Consider the following 20,130-nt stretch of genomic DNA (forward strand, 5'->3'; position numbering starts at 1 on the left):
TAACAACATGAGTTCTCGAAAAGTGGGTACTCAAGCCGCGGATCATGCTCAGGCTGGTAAGCCAAGCTCGGAGCATAAATCTGCCCCCAAAACGGCAAGGCACCGCAATGCCACGACCACGCCGGAGATGCGACACTTTATTCAGCAATCTGAATTGAGTGTGAGTCAGCTCGCCAAAATTTTAAATATTACCGAAGCCACAGTGCGTAAATGGCGCAAGCGCGAGTCAGTGAACGACAGCCCGAATACGCCGCATCACCTCAATACCACCCTCACTCCGATGGAAGAATACGTGGTGGTGGGACTGAGATATCAGCTCAAACTGCCGTTAGACAGGCTGCTCAAGGCCACTCAAACCTTTATTAACCCCAATGTGTCCCGCTCGGGGTTGGCCCGCTGCCTTAAGCGATATGGGGTTTCGCGCCTAGATGAGTTTGATCAAGAGCTTGTGCCTAAACAGTATTTTAATCAATTGCCTATCAGCCAAGGCAGCGATGTTCAGACCTACACGGTCAACTCCGAAACCTTAGCCAAGGCGCTTGCCCTGCCAAGCACAGATGGCGATACCGTAGTACAAGTGGTGTCCCTCACCCTGCCGCCGCAATTGACCGAGGCCGAACCTAAATCGGTACTCCTTGGCATAGATAGCAAGGCAGATTGGATTTATATCGATATTTATCAAGACAGTAACACCCAAGCGGCCAATCGCTACATTGCCTATGTGCTGAAGGATGGGCCGTTTCATCTGCGTAAATTGCTGGTACGCAACTACCACACTTTTTTAGCCCGCTTTCCTGGCGTACAAACCCCAAAAGCCATCGCTAAATCCCTTAATAAGGCAACGGCTAAACGCTTTGCCAGTGGAGACTCGTTATGAGCCATACCCCATCACAGCCTCAATTATCAACCGATGAAAAAGCCGATAAGAGACTGAATAAACGCTTAAAAGATATGCCGATTGCCATCGTTGGCATGGCGAGTATCTTTGCTAACTCCCGCTATTTGAATAAGTTTTGGGATTTAATTTGCGACAAAATTGATGCAATCACCGACGTACCCGAGTCCCACTGGTCGATTGATGACTATTACGATGCGGATAAGTCCAAGGCCGATAAGAGCTACTGCAAACGCGGTGGCTTTATGCCAGAGGTCGACTTCAATCCGATGGAGTTTGGTCTGCCGCCCAATATTTTGGAACTCACCGACAGCTCACAGTTACTCTCATTGGTCGTCGCCAAGGAAGTCCTACAGGATGCCAATCTGCCAGACGATTACGACCGTGACCGCATCGGCATCACCCTCGGGATTGGCGGAGGCCAAAAGTTAAGCCATAGCCTCAATGCCCGCCTGCAATACCCAGTGCTGAAAAAAGTATTTAAAAGCAGTGGCCTGAGCGATGAAGATAGCGAACTGCTGATCAAAAAATTCCAAGATCAATATGTCCACTGGGAAGAAAACTCTTTCCCCGGCTCCCTGGGCAACGTGATTGCCGGACGCATCGCCAACCGTTTCGATTTAGGGGGAATGAACTGCGTCGTCGATGCCGCCTGCGCCGGTTCGCTTGCCGCCATGCGTATGGCGCTGACCGAACTGACCGAGGGTCGCAGCGACATGATGATTACCGGCGGTGTCTGTACTGACAACTCGCCCTACATGTATATGAGTTTCTCAAAGACGCCAGCCTTTACCACCAACGAACAGATTCAACCCTTTGATATCGATTCTAAGGGCATGATGATTGGCGAAGGGATCGGCATGGTCGCCTTAAAACGCCTCGACGATGCCGAGCGCGATGGCGACCGTATCTATGCGGTAATCAAAGGCGTTGGCGCATCATCGGACGGTAAATTTAAGAGCATTTATGCACCGCGCCCCGAAGGCCAAGCCAAGGCATTAGAGCGCGCCTATGATGACGCAGGCTTTGCGCCGCACACCGTTGGCTTGATTGAAGCCCACGGCACAGGCACAGCCGCAGGCGATGTGGCCGAATTCAATGGATTAACCTCAGTATTCTCGAAGGATAATGAGCAGTTACAGCATATCGCCTTAGGCTCAGTTAAATCTCAGGTCGGTCATACTAAGTCCACCGCAGGCACGGCGGGTGTGATTAAAGCAGCATTGGCGCTGCACCATAAAGTCTTGCCACCAACAATTAACGTTAGTCAGCCCAACCCTAAATTAAACATTGCCCGCTCGCCCTTTTATCTCAATACCGAGGCACGCCCTTGGATCCAACGCAGTGACGATACGCCGCGCCGCGCTGGGATCAGCTCCTTCGGTTTTGGGGGCACTAACTTCCATTTAGTGCTCGAAGAATATCACCCAGAGCACGCGCGCGATGACGCCTATCGCCAGCGCAGCGTGGCGCAAAGCTGGCTGTTTGCCGCCGCCGACAAAACCGCGCTGCTTGGCGAATTAAAAACCGCGCTACAGCAAGCAACTGCCGCCAAAGCAGAACTTTCTCAGGCGCATTTTGTTGCCTTTGCAAAAGCCTACGCCCTGCGTGAACTAGCGCCACAATCGGCCCGTCTTGGCTTTATTGCCAAGGACTATGCCCAGTTACAGACTCTGTTAACGCAAGCGATAGCGCAGCTAGAATCCAATAGCGCCGAGAGCTGGCAACTACCCTCAGGGATAAGTTTTCGCGCCCAAGCGCTGGTCAAGGATAACAATAAGGTTGCGGCCTTATTTGCCGGTCAAGGCTCGCAATACCTGAATATGGGACTGGAAATTGCCAACAACTTCCCCGAGCTTCGCCGCCATATCCACGCCAGCGATAAAGTGTTTAGCGACCGTGGTGAGGCTTCGCTTTCAAGCGTGCTGTACCCGATCCCCGCCTTCGATGATGAATCGAGAAAAGCGCAGGAAAGTGCGTTAACCAATACCCTTTATGCCCAAAGCGCCATCGGCGCGATCTCTATGGCGCAGTACGCCCTGTTGACTCAGGCGGGTTTCGCCCCGGATATGCTCGCAGGTCATAGCTTTGGTGAACTCTCGGCCCTGTGCGCCGCAGGCGTTATCTCAATGGATGACTACATCAAGCTTGCCTTTGAACGTGGTCATGCAATGGCGCAGTCACCTCAGGATGCCGACTCAAGTCGTGATGCTGGCGTCATGTATGCCGTTATTCTTAAGCAAAAACAGGATATTGAGGCTATCAACGATTGCCTAGCGCAGTTTGATGGCGTCAAGATTGCCAACTACAACTCACCGACTCAGCTGGTGATTGCAGGCGCTACCACAGCGACACAACAGGCCGCTAAGGCCATTGGTGAGTTAGGCTTTAAGGCGATAGCCCTGCCCGTTTCTGGCGCCTTCCACACGCCATTGGTTGCCCATGCGCAAAAGCCTTTTAGCGAAGCCATCGATAAGGCTCAATTCAACACGCCAAAGATTGCCCTGTATGCCAATGGCACAGGCGAGCTACACCCTAGCGATGCCAATGCCATCAAAGCCGCCTTTAAAGATCATATGCTGCAATCGGTGCACTTTAGCGAGCAGCTAGAAGCCATGTATACCGCTGGCGCACGGGTATTTGTCGAGTTCGGCCCGAAAAACATTCTGCAAAAGTTGACAGAAAATACTCTCGCCGCGCAGTTAAGCGAGCTTTGCCTTATCAGCATTAACCCCAATCCTAAAGCCGACTCCGATAGCCAACTGCGCAGCGCTGCGGTGCAACTGGCGGTTGCGGGGGTAAAACTGGGTGAGATTGACCCTTATCAAGCCGAATTGATTGCGCCAGCAACGCCTTCGGCGATGAATATCAAGCTCAACGCGACCAACTACATCAGCCCAGCGACCCGCAACAAAATGGTCGATTCACTGCAATCGGGCAAAATTACCAGCCAAGTGCAGTATGTGGATCGCCTCGTTGAGAAAGTGGTTGAAAAACCAGTGATTGTCGAAAAAATTCTAGAAAAGGTTGTCGAAGTGGAAAAGTCAGTGGCACAAAATAGCAATAATATTCAACAACAAACGTCTGCGCAGCCAACCAGCGTTACCACTGGACAGGCGAATCAAGATGCCCTGAGCGCCTTTTTTGCAGCCCAAACCCAGGCCGCGCAATTACATCAACAATTTTTAGCCATCCCGCAGCAGTACGGCGATACCGTCAGTGCCCTGATGGCTGAGCAAGCCAAAATGGCAAGCCTTGGCATTGCCATTCCGGAGAGCCTGCAACGCTCGATGGAGCTGTTCCACCAGCATCAGGCACAAACCCTAAAGAGCCATGCTGAATTTATGCAATTGCAGACCAGCAGCAGCCAAGCGGCATTAGCCCTACTCGGCCAAATGCCAGCGCCTCAGGTTCAAGCCCCCACTCAAGCAGCACCTGTGACGGTTGCACCAGTGGCAGTTACAGCGGCAACGCCTGTTGTTCCAGCTCAGTCGTCCGTGGTTCAAGCGTTAGTTACAGAGCCAAAAGCGACTGTTGCGCCTGTGAATGAGCCCCAAGTTCCGCAACCTCAAGTTCAGCAACCTCAAGTAACACAATCACAAGTAGCACAACCACAAGTACAAACTGTGGCGACAGCAACTAACGTGCTTTCCGAAAAGTCAGCAGTGCAGCAAATCGAGACCGCCATGCTGGCAGTGGTCGCCGATAAAACGGGTTATCCCGTTGAAATGTTAGAACTTGGCATGGATATGGAAGCCGACCTTGGGATCGATTCTATTAAGCGGGTGGAAATTCTAGGCACAGTGCAGGACCAACTGCCAAACCTGCCAGAACTCAGCCCTGAAGATTTAGCCGAGTGCCGCACCCTAGGGGAAATTGTGGCGCTATTTAGCCAAGCGACTCCTGTAACCGCTGCGGCCACAGTTAGCCATGCGACACAAAGTGCAGTCGCTGTAAGTGCGGCGGTTTCTAATGATGAAATTGAACGCACTATGATGGCGGTCGTGGCCGACAAGACTGGTTATCCCGTGGAAATGCTCGAACTCAGTATGGATATGGAGGCCGACCTTGGGATCGATTCTATCAAGCGCGTGGAAATTCTAGGAACAGTACAGGATGAATTACCGAACCTGCCAGAACTCAGCCCAGAGGATTTAGCTGAGTGTCGCACCCTAGGGGAAATTGTCGCGCTCTTTAGCCAAGCGACTCCTGTAGTATCGACAGCCGTAGTAGCTGCGGCCACAGCCAGCCATGCGACACAAAGCGCAGTAGCTAAAGGAGCTGCAGTTTCTAATGATGAAATTGAACGCACTATGATGGCGGTGGTAGCCGACAAGACGGGCTATCCGGTGGAAATGCTGGAACTTGGCATGGATATGGAAGCCGACCTTGGTATCGATTCTATCAAGCGTGTAGAAATTCTAGGCACGGTACAAGACCAGTTACCGAACCTGCCAGAACTCAGCCCTGAAGATTTAGCAGAGTGCCGCACCCTAGGGGAAATTGTGGCGCTATTTAGCCAAGCGACTCCTGTAACCGCTGCGGCCACAGTTAGCCATGCGACACAAACTGCAGTAGCTGCAAGCACGGCGGTTTCTAATGATGAAATTGAGCGCACTATGATGGCGGTCGTGGCCGACAAAACAGGCTATCCCGTGGAAATGCTGGAACTGAGCATGGATATGGAAGCCGACCTTGGTATCGACTCCATTAAGCGCGTAGAAATTCTAGGCACGGTACAAGATCAACTGCCGAACCTGCCAGAACTCAGCCCAGAGGATTTAGCCGAGTGTCGCACCCTAGGGGAAATCGTGGCGCTCTTTAGCCAAGCGACTCCTGTAGTATCGACAGCCGTAACTGCTGCAGCCTCAGTTAGCCATGCGACACAAAATGCAGTACTCGCAAGTGCAGTAGCTGCAAGTGCGGCGCTATCTAATGGCGAGATTGAACGCACTATGATGGCGGTCGTTGCCGACAAGACTGGCTATCCCGTTGAAATGCTGGAACTCAGTATGGATATGGAAGCCGACCTTGGTATCGACTCTATTAAGCGCGTGGAAATTCTAGGCACAGTACAAGATCAACTGCCAAACCTGCCAGAACTGAGCCCTGAGGATTTAGCCGAGTGTCGCACCTTGGGTGAGATTGTCGCCCTCTATGCGGGTTCGCAAGCATCAAGTGAGGCGCCACAGCAAAACCATGCTGCGCCAATTCAAGAGATTCAAGAGGCAACTGCAGAAACCGTCGAGGAAACCATCGACCTGCCGCCCCATAGTGAGGTGATGCTAAAAAAGTTGCCAGCGGCGGCTGAGTTAGCGCGCATCATAGCAACTAGCGATGTTCAACTGACGGCAAACAGCTACGTCGTTATCGGCGACGATGGCCACAACGCGGGGGTGATTGCCGAAAAGCTTCACGCCCAAGACGTTAAGGTCGCGGTTGTACGCTCACCGAAAACGGTTGTGACCAGCGCATCACCACTCGATAGCCATATTGCCAGCTTCACGCTGGAGGCGATTGATGATGAAAGTATTTGTGAGGTCATCAATCAGATTGAAGCGCTTGGCCAAATCGCCGGTTTTATTCATCTGCAGCCACAACATAAGTCCGTTCCCGATAAAGGTGCTGGCTTAGTGCTGGCAGACGACGCCAAAGCCTCGGTCGAGCAAGCCTTCTTGTTTGCCAAACACTTACAACCGCTGTTAACCGAGCGCGACCACTGCCGCTTTGTCACCGTCAGCCGTATCGACGGTGGCTTTGGCTATATCGGCATGGACGAGTCGGCTGGCGCTGTTATTAGCCAGAGTGAACTCAACCAAGCGGCGCTCTCTGGACTCACTAAAACCTTAAATCACGAGTGGCCGGGAGTGGTTTGCCGCGCGCTGGATATCGCACCAAACTTGGACGCTAAAACGGTCGCTAATGCGGTAGTGCAGGAATACTACCTCCAAGATGCGCCGGTCGAAGTCGGTATTGATAGCGAGCTTGAGCGCACCACCTTAGTCGCGGGCAATGCCGTGCTTCGCCGCAGTGGCGCGTCTCTCTCGTCAGCGGACAAAATCCTCGTCACAGGCGGTGCTAAGGGCGTCACCTTCGAGTGCGCCTTAAGTTTAGCGAAACGCTGCAAGGCACATTTTATCCTCGCGGGTCGCAGCGCCCATCAAGGGATCCCCGCTTGGGCTCAGGGTAAAAATCGCAATGAGCTGAAAGCCGCAGCCATTGCACATTTGCAAAGCCTGGGTGATAAACCCACACCCAAACAAGTGGATGCCTTAGTTTGGCCAGTACAAAGCAGCCTTGAAATCAGCCATGCCTTGCAAGCCTTTGAAGCGGTTGGCGCCAGCGCCGAATACTTAAGCCTAGATGTTAACGATCCTGCCGCCATTGCCAGCACGATTGCGCCTATCAGCGCCCTATCGCCCATCACGGGGATTATCCACGGCGCGGGCGTACTTGCCGATAAACATATTCAAGACAAAACCTTAAGCGAACTTGAACGCGTTTATGGCACTAAGGTGACCGGACTTAACAATCTGCTGTCGGCACTGGATCTTAGCCAGTTAACACTCATCGCCCTATTCTCTTCGGCGGCGGGTTTTTACGGCAATACCGGCCAGAGCGACTACGCCATGTCTAACGACATTCTCAATAAGGCTGCGCTGCAACTCGCGCAGCAGTTGCCACTGGCCAAGGTGATGAGCTTTGACTGGGGTCCTTGGGATGGCGGCATGGTCAATCCTGCGCTGAAAAAGATGTTTATCGACCGTGGGGTCTATGTCATTCCACTCAAAACCGGTGCCGAGTTATTTGCCAGCCAATTATTGAGTGATACGGGAGCGCAGCTGTTGGTCGGAACCGATATGCAGGGCAATACCGCCAATACTGTTGAAGCTGCATCAGCAAAAAAGCCTGAAGCGGATCTAACCATGGCGTTAGATCCGCAGCCTATGGCCCAAACGGTCCCGCAAAACATTCGCGTCATGCGCAGCCTCGACCCTAAACGCATGAGCTTTATTGAGGATCATTGCATCAACGGTCATGCGGTGTTGCCAACGGTATGCGCCATCGATTGGATGCGTGAGGCCGCCAAGGCCCATTTAGGTAAGGCGGTGAGTGTCAGCGATTATCGACTGCTCAAGGGAATTATCTTCGATGAGGCGCTGCTTGCCCGCGATGCGCCTATTGAGCTCGAATTGATGCTCACGCCGCTTACTGACGCTACACAGCAATCGACTAAAGCGTTAACCGCGCTGATAAGCTTTGAAGGTCGCCCGCAGTATCAGGCAGTGTTAGTGGCGCAGACGGATGATATGCCAGACGTGCAGCGTTTCGAGGTTGGCGAGTTGCATTCTCTGATGCAGGAGATAACGCAGCAACCCGCTATCGCGAACCGTGAGTCGCTCTACAGCGATGGAACACTGTTCCATGGCCCAAGACTGCAAGGCATAAGCGAAGTGCTCGCCTTTGATGATCAGCAGCTTATCGCTAAGGTAGCACTGCCAGCGGTGGCCTTAGATGACTGCGGCGAGTTTGCGCCAAATCTTGAGGATAAAGGCACACAACCCTTTGCCGAAGATCTGTTATTGCAGGCCATGCTCGTGTGGGCGCGCCTTAAATATCAAGCGGCAAGCTTACCCAGTGCCATTGGCGAGTTTGTGTCCTATTCGCCCTTAGGTTTTGATGAGAAGGCGGTATTAGTGCTGGATGTTATCAAGCATTCGTCCCGAACACTTGAAGCCAATATTGCGCTCTATCATCAAGATGGCCGATTAAGCTGCGAGATGAAACGGGCCAAGGTTACGGTCAGTAAGACGCTCAACCAAGCGTTTTTGGCCAATAAACCTCAGCAACAAACGCAAGAGCAGGCAGCAGGCCAAAGCACGGCCGAGGTAAGCGTTAAGTGACACTCGACCCAAGCGTACATGCCGCATTAAGCAATGCGGCATTAAACAGTCCGCATCCCAATGCCAAGCCACTGCGAATAGCCGTATGGATTGGTGATGGGTGGATGCAGAGTGTACTTAGCCATGCACAAACCGATGTTAGCAAGCTGCAGCAGTTGATTGCTTGTCGAATTCAGCTCAATGTTGAAGATAAGCCACTGATTAATGAGCCAGCTGATGAGCCAACACTGGTCGCCTTGCTCACTGATCAACTCGACCATATTGCGCAAAAACAGCTCGTTGAAATTCGCTTTGAATATCAGCAGCAAGCCCGTAGCCTGTATCTGCTCGATGGGCTGTTGGCAGCGCAGTTACACCTGCATGCCGAGGCTTATATTTCCGCATTAGCGCAAATCCAAGCTGAAACAGCCGAAGAAACAAATGCTATCAATACAAATACCGTCGAGCGCTGCTTAAACAGCGCTTTTAGCTTGGCGAAACGCGATTGTGCTCAGGCGGTTAATAGCTACGCGCAGGCAGGCAATCTTGCCAGTCAGTTGAATGTATTATCTCAAGCGGTTGAGGCGTTAAGTCATCGCAGCCTTAAAGGCATTGAACCAATGCTTGATGCGACTGATGCAGCACAACTGGCTGAACGACTCGCTGAACAACACGCTGAACTGCGCGCTGAAAAGCCCGTAATAAGCGCCCAGAACGGCTATTGGTTTATCCAGCCCCACCAGGCGAGAGTGTTAAGCCTAAATCTCTTGGGTAATCTCTTGGATAAGCTCTTGGATAAGCTCTTGGATAAGCCCTTGGGTAATCTCTTGGGTAAGCCCCCTCAAGCGAGCACAGCCCAAAGCCTTATCTTGACCCAAGGCACTCGGCTTATCGCTCAGCCGTTGCTCAATGCCAACAGGCTTTTTATTCCCATTAGCGGCAACACACATGAGTCTTTAACGGTACAGTTATCACAACTAATTGATTCATTAGATTTATCGGCAAACTTTCCCGATACGGATTGGCTCAGCAGCCAAGGCAGTGATTGGTTTAAGCGCTATCAAGCAAAGGATAAATTAGCTTTAGTGCTGATGGCTGGCTCCCTTGAAGAGCTTATGCAAGAAGCCAAGGCGATGCGCGCTTATATTGAAAAGACGCAACAGACTCCTGCGCCAGCTCCAGCCCAAACGCCAGCGCCATCGGCCAATCTAGCCTTTAAGACCCCTGCGGGCAGTTATTTTACGCCAACGCCCCTCGGCGATACGGGCTTAACCTTTGTCTACCCCGGCGTTGGCACGGTTTACCCGAATATGTTCAGCGACTTATATAGCTATTTCCCTGAACTTTATCGTGAGCTTGAACGTGAAGGGGATTTAGCCGCCATGTTGCAGGCCGAGGCGATTTACCAAGGCGCTGCCAAAAGTGCAGTTGATGTAAAAAGTGCTGTTGATTTAAAAGATGCGGCAGACATGAGCTTAAGCCAACTTGCGATTAGCGGTGTTGGCGCCAGTTACCTATTTAGTCGGCTGTTGACTCAAGTCTTTAATATCCAACCGCAACTCGCTCTGGGCTATTCCATGGGTGAAGCGGCCATGTGGGCAAGTTTAGATATCTGGCAAACGCCACAGGCCCTGATTAATGCAACTCAAAGCAGCGCCATCTTCAATCAGGAGATTTCAGGCCCACTGCTTGCGGTGCGCCGCGATTGGCAGTTGAGTGAAGATGCTCCGCTAGTATGGAACAGCTTTTTAGTGCGAGCCTCTCGCGCCGAAATTAATGCCCTGCTGAATGATTTTCCACGGGTTTATCTGGCGATTGAACAGGGTGATACCTGTATTCTCGCGGGCTGCGAAGCAAGCTGCTTACAACTCCTTGCAAGGCTGAATAAGCGTGGTATTGCCAGCAATAAAGTCACCGCCATGCATACCCCGCCCTCGCAGTCACAGCACAATGCTATCCAAAGGTTTTATACCTTGGGCTTAAAGGCGAATGCCTGCGAGACTCAAGTGCGTTTTATTAGCGCGGCGCAGCAAAGCGCCGTCAGTATCGGCAGCCAAAGCATTGCCAAGAGTATTGCCGACACCTTTTGTGCGCCGCTGAATTTTACCGCGCTGATTAACACCGCGTATCAACAAGGTGCGCGCTTATTTGTTGAGGTGGGCGCCGATCGTCAAACCAGCACACTTATCGATAAAATCGGCCGCCAACTAGAGTTGGGCGCCGATGGCGTTCAAACACAGGAACAACCGATATTAGCCATGGCATGCAATGCCAAGGGCAGCGATACGATCACCAGTTTACTCAAATGCTTAGCTCAACTTATCAGCCATAGAGTGCCACTCTCCCTTGCGCCGCTTATGCCTCAATCGGCAGCTCAGTCAGCCACTCCTGTTGCGGATAAGATTGCAGATAAGACTACAGCGAAAACGATAGCGCCACATTCAGCCAGCGCATTAGGCCATTATTCAAACGTATTCCAAGAAGGAGAACCCCTTTGAGTTCTCAAATGCATGCTCACCCGACTCAGCAAGACAGCACAGCTGTGCCAAACGACCAGCGCCAAAGCTCAAAGGCGATGCCAAAGATTGCCATCGTCGGCCTTGCCGTTCAGTATCCCGATGCCGACACACCTGAGCAGTTTTGGCAAAATCTGCTGGATAAAAAAGATTCCCGCAGCCAAATCGATGCGGCCAAACTCAATGCCAATCCTGCTGATTACCAAGGGATTCAAGGCCAAGCTGACCGTTTTTATTGCGACAAGGGCGGCTATATCCGCAACTTTCGTTTTGACCCGCAGGGTTATCAGTTACCGCCAGCGGCCTTTGACGAGCTCGATGAAAGCTTTTTATGGGCATTAGATTGCAGTAAAAAAGCCCTGCTGGATGCGGGCGTGGATTTAACGGCACCATTACTTGAGCGCACAGGGATTGTAATGGGCACGCTGTCGTTCCCGACCGCAAGCTCCAATGAATTGTTTTTACCGATTTACCATCAAGCGGTTGAAAAGGCATTAAAAACCAAGCTTAATCAACCCGAATTTGCCCTAGCACCCTTCGCCAATGGTTCAATTGCGGGCACGCAACAGGCCACCAATGGTGCCATCGCCCACACGGCGTCTAAATTGTTAAGTGATGCCCTCGGCCTTGGCGGCGCACAGCTCAGCCTCGATGCCGCCTGTGCCAGCTCAGTGTATGCACTTAAATTGGCCTGCGATTATTTAACCACAGGCAAGGCCGATATGATGCTCGCGGGCGCGGTATCGGGCGCCGATCCCTTCTTTATCAATATGGGATTCTCGATTTTCCACGCCTATCCAGACCATGGAATTTCGGCGCCTTTCGACAGCAATAGCAAAGGCTTATTCGCAGGCGAAGGCGCTGGCGTATTAGTGCTTAAACGTTTAGAGGATGCCGAGCGCGATGGCGATAATATTTATGCCGTGGTCAGTGGTATTGGCTTATCGAACGATGGCAAGGGCCAATTTGTCTTAAGCCCCAACAGTAAGGGCCAAGTGCAAGCCTTCGAGCGTGCCTATGCCTATGCCGCCGCCAACACCCACCCGAGCAATATCGAAGTGATTGAATGCCATGCCACCGGCACGCCGCTGGGGGATAAGGTTGAGCTCACTTCGATGGAGCGTTTTTTCGAAGATAAGCTCGGCGGCACTAAAGCGCCGCTGATAGGTTCGGCTAAATCCAACCTTGGACATTTGCTTACCGCCGCCGGCATGCCTGGGATCATGAAAATGATCTTCGCTATGCGCTCAGGCCAGCTACCTGCGAGTATCAACCTTAAAGCGCCGATTTCATCGCCTAAGGGATTGTTTAGCGGTAATAATATCCCCACTCAGCTGCAGGCTTGGCCCGATAAAACAGGCAACGATCGTCGCCATGCGGGGGTGTCTGTATTTGGTTTTGGTGGCTGTAATGCCCATCTGTTGTTGGAATCCTATCAACCAACAACTCACAGCGCCGAGAAACAAGCCAACAAACCTGTTTATCAGCAGCAAGCATTAACCGTTATCGGCATGGCGTCGCACTTTGGGCCTTTGGCCTCCATCAATGCGCTGGATAAGGCGCTAATAGTCCAAACGGATGCCTTTATCCCGCTGCCACCTAACCGCTGGAAAGGCTTAGATAAACACCCCGATATCCTTAACCAGTTTGGCCTAAATCGCGCGCCCAAAGGCGCCTATATCGAGCAGTTTGATTTTGACTTTCTACGCTTTAAAGTGCCGCCTAATGAGGATGACAGGCTGATCTCCCAGCAATTGTTGCTGATAAAAGTCGCCGATGAAGCAATTCGCGATGCCAAGTTAACCGCGGGCAGCAAGGTCGCCGTATTAGTGGCGATGGAAACCGAGCTTGAGCTGCACCAATTCCGTGGCCGGGTGAATTTGCACACCCAACTTGCAGATAGCTTAAAGAAACAAGGCGTTCACCTCTCCAATGATGAATACCTTGCCCTCGAAGCCATCGCCATGGACAGCGTGCTCGATGCCGCCAAGCTCAATCAATACACCAGCTTTATTGGCAATATTATGGCGTCGCGCATCGCCTCGCTGTGGGATTTTAACGGCCCGGCGTTTACCATTTCAGCCGCCGAGCAATCGGTCGCTCGCTGTATCGATGTGGCGCAAAACTTACTGTCCCAAGAGGCCCTCGATGGCGTAGTGATTGCCGCCGTGGATTTAAGCGGCTGTGTTGAACAGGTCATATTGAAAAACGCCGAGGTCGCCGTTGATCTCGATGCCGACAGCGCGAATCCACAGTGGAAGGTGGGTGAAGGTGCGGGCGCTATCGTGCTGACAAACCAGCAAACGAGCAACAGTCAACAAGCGAGTAACAGTTCTCAAAAGGGTTACGGCCAAATTCGTGGTCAGGCATTTGGCACACATCATCAGCTGCCTAAGCTGCTTGATTCGCTGATAACCGAAACGGCTATCGCCAATCCTTCAGTGCCAGCTGCCATTCATATGGTTGAGCAATGTATTGCTCCAGAAGAGCAACTGCCCGCAGAGCCGCTATTAGCGCAGCTTAATCTTATGGGGACGCCATGCAATCGAGTCGCCAATACCCTTGGGCATAACTTTGCCGCTGCGGGTATGGCTAGTCTTTTGAGTGCCCTGTTAAGCCTAAAGAACGGGTCTGCGGGTACGGATAAAAACACCGAAAAACAGGCATTAGTCTCTACCCAAAGCCAAGGAGTGAGCTCACTGCTGCTGTTAAGCCAAACGGCAACGCAAGCGGCACAACTAGAACAGCGCCTTGAGCAGGACTTAACCTTGAGTGAGCAAAAACACTTAATCAAACCAGTGACGCTCGGTGGCCGCGATATCTATCAACATATTGTGGATACGCCACTGCCCGCACTTGCCGCCATCCAAGGCAAAATGCGCCAGTTGCAGCCTGTAGCACCGCTGGCGACACAAACTGTGCCCAGAGTACAAGCTGCACTTGATACCACGGCTGAAAACGCCACCCCATTTGCCACACCAATAGCAGTAGAGAGCGGTATGTCATCTAACGCACCACACCAATATTCGGCGGCGCCCTTGGCGCAGGATAGCGCGGCACTGTTACAAAACCAGCAATTGGCCCGCGAGGCTCACTTAGCCTTTTTACAGAGCCGTGAGCAAGGGCTCAAACTGGCCGATGCGCTGTTAAAAGCGCAATTGTCCCAGACGACACAAATGGGGTCTGTTGCACCACATGTTGCCACCAGCGCGAATATTGCTCCCATTGCGGCGCAGCAAGCTGTATCAGTCCCAGAACTAAAACCAGAACTAAAACCAGAATTAAAACCAGAGTTAAAACCCGATCACGCAAATGTCGCTCCCTATACGCCACCCATTCCTGCGGCTAAGCCCTGCATTTGGAACTATCAGGATCTGGTGGAATACGCTGAGGGCGACATTGCCAAGGTCTTTGGTGCCGATTACGCCATTATCGACAGCTACGCACGCCGCGTGCGTCTGCCAACCTCGGATTATCTGCTAGTCTCGCGGGTGACTAAGCTCAACGCGCAAATGAACCGCTATCAGCCGAGCACTATGACCACAGAGTACGACATTCCCGTGGATGCGCCCTTCTTGGTCGATGGCCAAATTCCGTGGGCGGTGGCAGTCGAATCGGGCCAGTGCGACTTAATGCTGATCAGCTACTTAGGTATCGATTTTGAAAACAAAGGCGAGCGCGTCTATCGCTTGCTCGACTGCACACTCACCTTCCTTGGGGACCTGCCCCGCGGCGGTGATACCCTGCGCTACGATATCTCCATCAACCACTTTGCCCGCAATGGCGATACCCTGCTGTTTTTCTTCTCCTACGAATGTTTCGTGGGCGATAAGCTGATCCTAAAAATGGACGGCGGCTGCGCGGGATTCTTTACCGATAAAGAACTAGCCGATGGCAAAGGGGTGATCCGCACCGAGGCCGAAATTAAGCTGCGCGAGCAAGCACAAATTGCACTGGCCAATGAATATGCGCGAAACGGCAATCAGCCACGCTTCACGCCGCTACTTAACTGCGCGCAAACGGCCTTTAGTTACGGCCAAATCCACCGTCTACTGAGCGCCGACATTGGCGGCTGTTTTGGTGGTGAACATGCGGCCCATCAGGCGAAGTTTGGTCTCCAGCCTTCACTGTGCTTCGCCTCGGAAAAATTCCTGATGATCGAACAAGTCAGCAAGCTCGAAGTGCATGGCGGCGCTTGGGGCTTAGGCTTGATTGAAGGTCACAAACAATTAGCCCCCGACCATTGGTATTTCCCCTGCCATTTTAAGGGCGACCAAGTGATGGCCGGCTCCCTCATGGCCGAAGGTTGTGGTCAGTTACTGCAATTCTTTATGTTGCATATTGGTATGCACCTTGGGGTGACTAACGGTCGTTTCCAACCCCTTGAAAACGCATCGCAAAAAGTGCGCTGCCGCGGTCAGGTATTGCCACAATCTGGCACGCTCACCTATCGGATGGAAGTCACCGAAATTGGCATGAGTCCACGCCCCTATGCCAAGGCGAATATCGATATTCTGCTCAATGACAAAGTAGTGGTGGATTTCCAAAACCTCGGGGTGATGATTAAAGAAGAAGCGGATTGCACCCGCTATTCACACAGCGGTTCTTCGCAGAGTAATGATTCCCAAGCAGCAAATATCGCAATCCTCGCGGAACAAGCGCCGCTGATGGCGCAAATCCCGGATGTTGCAGCTCCCGTGAATAAAGGCGTTGTGCCGCTTAAGCATGTAAGTGCGCCGATTGCGCCAGCAGGCTCTAAGTACGCCAACCGCGTGCCCGACACCCTGCCGTTTACGCCTTACCATATGTTTGAGTTTGCCACCGGCGATATTGAAAACTGCTTCGGCCCCGATTTTAGTATTTACCGAGGCTTAATCCCGCCGCGCACGCCCTGCGGCGATCTGCAACTCACCACCAGAGTGGTAGCCATTGAGGGCAAACGTGGCGAGCTGAAAAAGCCATCCTCCTGTATTGCCGAGTATGAAGTGCCCAACAACGCGTGGTATTACGCTAAAAACAGCCACCCGAGCGTGATGCCCTACTCAGTGTTGATGGAAATCTCATTGCAGCCCAATGGCTTTATCTCGGGTTATATGGGCACGACTTTAGGCTTCCCGGGGCAGGAGTTATTCTTCCGCAACCTCGACGGCAGTGGCAAGTTACTGCGCGAAGTGGATTTACGCGGTAAGACCATAGTCAACGATTCGCGCCTACTGTCCACCGTGATTGCTGGCAGCAATATCATTCAAAACTTTAGTTTCGAACTGAGCTGCGATGGCGAGCCCTTCTACCGTGGTAATGCGGTTTTCGGTTACTTTAAGGCCGATGCGCTTAAAAACCAGTTGGGGATCGACAATGGTAAAATTACCCAAGCCTGGCACATTGAGCGCGGTATCAAAGCCGACAGCCAAATCAATCTGTTAGATAAAAATGGCCGCAGTTTCGTGGCGCCGCTGGGCAAACCACACTACCGCCTCGCGGGTGGGCAGCTCAACTTTATCGATAAAGCCGAGATTGTAAAAACTGGCGGTAAGAAGGGTCTGGGATACTTGTACGCCGAGCGCACCATTGACCCGAGCGATTGGTTCTTCCAGTTCCATTTCCATCAGGATCCAGTGATGCCAGGCTCCCTCGGCGTCGAGGCGATTATCGAATTACTGCAAACCTATGCCATAGACCAAGACCTAGGCGCAGGCTTTAATAATCCGAAATTTGGCCAAATTCTGTCAGAAATTAAATGGAAGTATCGCGGTCAAATTAATCCATTAAACAAACAGATGTCGCTGGATGTGCATATCTCCAGCATTGAAGATAAAGACGGTAAACGCATCATCAAGGGCGATGCCAACCTGAGTAAGGATGGCCTGCGCATTTATGAGGTAACCGATATCGCTATCTGCATCGAAGAGGCATAGCGCTAGCGCCTAACTTGCGGCATTAGCCAAAGTTAGCTTAAACAGTACACAACAGCCGCAGTGCAAGGGAATAACCCCACTGCGGCAAACAAATTCAGGCCCCAAACACCTAAAAGTGAAAAGCCCAAATGACGAATACCACACTCGATAATAATAAGCTCAGTCCTTGGCCATGGCAGGTTGATGAAGCCGCCATCAGTTTCGATATCGATTCCCTTGGCAAAAAACTTAAAGATCTCAATCAAGCCTGTTACTTAGTCAATCATGCCGAAAAAGGCCTAGGCATAGCCCAAAGCGCCGAGGTCGTCGGTCTTGCAGAACCACAACCCAGCAATGGCTTACACAAAAGCAATGGTTTGCATCCTGTGAGCGCCTTCGCCCCCGCCCTTGGCACCCAAAGCTTGGGTGACAGTAACTTTCGCCGTGTGCATGGGGTGAAATACGCCTACTACGCGGGCGCCATGGCCAACGGCATCGCCTCGGAAGAGTTAGTTATCGCCTTAGGTCAGGCGGGCATTTTGTGCTCCTTTGGCGCGGCAGGGTTAATCCCATCTCGCGTTGAAGCCGCGATTAAACGCATTCAAACGGCATTGCCCAATGGCCCCTACGCCTTTAACCTCATTCACAGCCCGAGCGAACCAGCGCTTGAGCGTGGCAGTGTCGAACTCTTCCTCAAGCATCAAGTGCGTACGGTTGAGGCCTCGGCCTTCTTGGGCTTAACACCGCAAATCGTCTATTACCGAGCCGCAGGCCTGAGCCGCGACGCCAACGGCGAGATTGTGATTGGCAACAAAGTGATTGCGAAAATCAGCCGTACCGAGGTGGCGACCAAGTTTATGGAGCCCGCCCCGGTTAAGATGCTGCAACAATTAGTGAACGAAGGGCTTATCAGCGAAGATCAAATGTTGATGGCACAATCTGTGCCTATGGCCGATGACATTACCGCCGAAGCTGACTCTGGCGGCCACACCGACAATCGCCCTCTGGTCACGTTATTGCCGACTATTTTGGCGCTCAAAGATACCATTCAAGCCAAGTACCAGTACAAAACACCGATCCGTGTGGGCGCAGGTGGTGGTATCGGCACGCCCGATGCGGCGCTGGCGACCTTCAATATGGGCGCGGCCTTTATTGTCACTGGCTCAATCAACCAAGCCTGTGTTGAGGCTGGGGCCAGCGAACATACCCGTAAATTACTCGCCACCACCGAAATGGCCGATGTGACTATGGCGCCCGCCGCCGATATGTTTGAAATGGGCGTTAAGTTACAAGTGGTTAAGCGCGGCACCCTATTCCCAATGCGCGCCAATAAACTCTACGAGATTTACACCCGCTACGACTCGATTGAGGCGATTCCAACAGAGGAACGACAAAAGCTGGAAGAGCAAGTGTTTCGCGCCTCATTAGATGATATTTGGGCAGGTACTGTAGCGCACTTTAATGAGCGCGATCCTAAACAAATTGAGCGTGCACTGGATAACCCAAAACGTAAAATGGCATTGATTTTCCGCTGGTATTTGGGTCTTTCAAGCCGCTGGTCAAACACGGGTGAAGTTGGCCGCGAAATGGATTACCAAATCTGGGCAGGCCCCGCCCTCGGCGCCTTTAATGCCTGGGCAAAAGGCAGTTATTTAGATGATTACCGCGAGCGCAATGCGGTCGATTTGGCCAAACATTTAATGCAGGGCGCCGCCTATCAAGCACGGATTAACCTGTTGTTATCCCAAGGGGTAAGTATTCCGGTCAACCTGCAACGCTGGAAACCACTGCAACGCTGCTAATTCGCTTTGCTAAACCTTATTGAGCGGGTTAAGTGAAAACTTAACCCGCTTTTTTTTTGGGTTAAATTGGGGGGTTAAATTTTGAGTTTCATTTTTAGCTCTATTACGGGTTCAGTTCCGCTCGGCATTGTCGCTTTCAATCAATCTAATAAACAATGCCAAAGCCGATTGGAGTTCTGTTTCCGCTCCGCATTGTCACTTCAGTGGCACGCCGTAAACCCATCCCTGGGGGCTCAACGGAAAAATCCCTTTTTCCGATGTCCACTGCCGTGACAATGCTCGCCTACAAACTATCAAATACATACGACCTGATTTTAAAATGGATTACAGAAACGAACTTTGATGGACGCGATTTTCCCTCGATTTCCCCACTGCAACTCTTACCGAATCGCAGGTAAAAATTGCCTATCTCGCTTATATCAGCCAATACTCCCGCCAATACAAAATTTAAAAATTACACTAATAATCAGTGGATTAACTAAAAACTTCAAAGTTGGCATTAAGCTCGCAATATCCCCTTTGTGAGTTTATTGCGGGATTGAGTGATAACAGGATGTAAGACGTAACCTTGCTTATCCAACTCACCCAGCAACTAGCTCACTCGACGTAAACATGCAGAGTGAAAGAAGACAGAAAAACCGAAATAAGACAAAGGAGGTGGCTATGTTAGGTTGGACCTTAATGTTTCTGGTTGTGGCCATTATCGCCGGACTGTTTGGATTTACGGGGATCGCTGGCGCCGCAGCGGGGATCGCAAAGATTATTTTCTTCCTATTTATTGTATTACTTGTGATTTCCCTGCTGGTCAACGCCCTTAAGGGCAAGGCACCACGCGCTTAAATTGGATAAAAGGAGAATCGATATGAAACCTATGACCATGATTACCACTGCATTTTTAGCCTTATTATTAACCTTTGGACTGTCAGCCTGTAGCGACAACCACGCCGAGGACGCAGGCGAAAAAATCGATGAAGCCATCACAGATACCGGCAATGCGATTGAAGATGCCTGTGAAGAACTGAAAGAAGGCGTTAAAGCGAAAGATACTCGCTGCTAGAACGGATGACGGAAAGTAGATAGTCCCGCAAACGAGTCTATCAGGGGAACCACAGTTCAATTGAGTACCACCGAACCACTTTA

Annotated in this window: 7 protein-coding genes; all 7 read left to right on the top strand. The window is 51.7% G+C overall.

What is annotated here, in order from left to right:
* Positions 1-7 precede the first annotated feature (7 nt).
* The 7 genes from CBX96_RS00765 to CBX96_RS00795 all read left to right on the top strand — a co-directional run bounded on the left by CBX96_RS00765 (position 8) and on the right by CBX96_RS00795 (position 20,047).
* Positions 8-877 carry a transcriptional regulator gene (locus CBX96_RS00765; protein ID WP_109285374.1) on the top strand — a complete coding sequence of 290 codons (870 nt, stop codon included), beginning with the start codon at positions 8-10 and terminating at the stop codon, positions 875-877.
* A complete protein-coding gene (locus CBX96_RS00770) occupies positions 874-8,799 on the top strand; it encodes a type I polyketide synthase (RefSeq protein WP_109285375.1) in 7,926 nt (2,641 codons plus the stop codon). The genes CBX96_RS00765 and CBX96_RS00770 overlap by 4 nt, the downstream gene beginning before the upstream one ends.
* Positions 8,796-11,276 (top strand): PfaB family protein, encoded by a 2,481-nt coding sequence (locus tag CBX96_RS00775; protein ID WP_109285376.1) that lies wholly within the window; start codon positions 8,796-8,798, stop codon positions 11,274-11,276. Before CBX96_RS00770 ends, CBX96_RS00775 begins: the two co-directional genes overlap by 4 nt.
* Positions 11,273-17,209, top strand: a complete 5,937-nt coding sequence (locus CBX96_RS00780) for a beta-ketoacyl synthase N-terminal-like domain-containing protein (protein ID WP_109285377.1) — start codon at positions 11,273-11,275, stop codon at positions 17,207-17,209. Before CBX96_RS00775 ends, CBX96_RS00780 begins: the two co-directional genes overlap by 4 nt.
* Positions 17,210-17,337: 128 nt before the next feature.
* Entirely contained in the window at positions 17,338-18,990 is a 1,653-nt protein-coding gene (pfaD, locus tag CBX96_RS00785) for an eicosapentaenoate synthase subunit PfaD (protein WP_109285378.1), read from the top strand.
* Between the two features lie 663 nt (positions 18,991-19,653).
* Positions 19,654-19,830: a DUF1328 domain-containing protein gene (locus tag CBX96_RS00790; protein ID WP_011626732.1), complete on the top strand. Its 177-nt coding sequence runs from the start codon at positions 19,654-19,656 to the stop codon at positions 19,828-19,830.
* A gap of 22 nt (positions 19,831-19,852) precedes the next feature.
* Positions 19,853-20,047 (top strand): hypothetical protein, encoded by a 195-nt coding sequence (locus tag CBX96_RS00795; RefSeq protein WP_011623423.1) that lies wholly within the window; start codon positions 19,853-19,855, stop codon positions 20,045-20,047.
* Positions 20,048-20,130 lie beyond the last annotated feature (83 nt).

Origin of the sequence: Shewanella sp. BC20 (assembly GCF_003129585.1) — a bacterium.
GTDB classification, from domain to species: domain Bacteria; phylum Pseudomonadota; class Gammaproteobacteria; order Enterobacterales; family Shewanellaceae; genus Shewanella; species Shewanella seohaensis.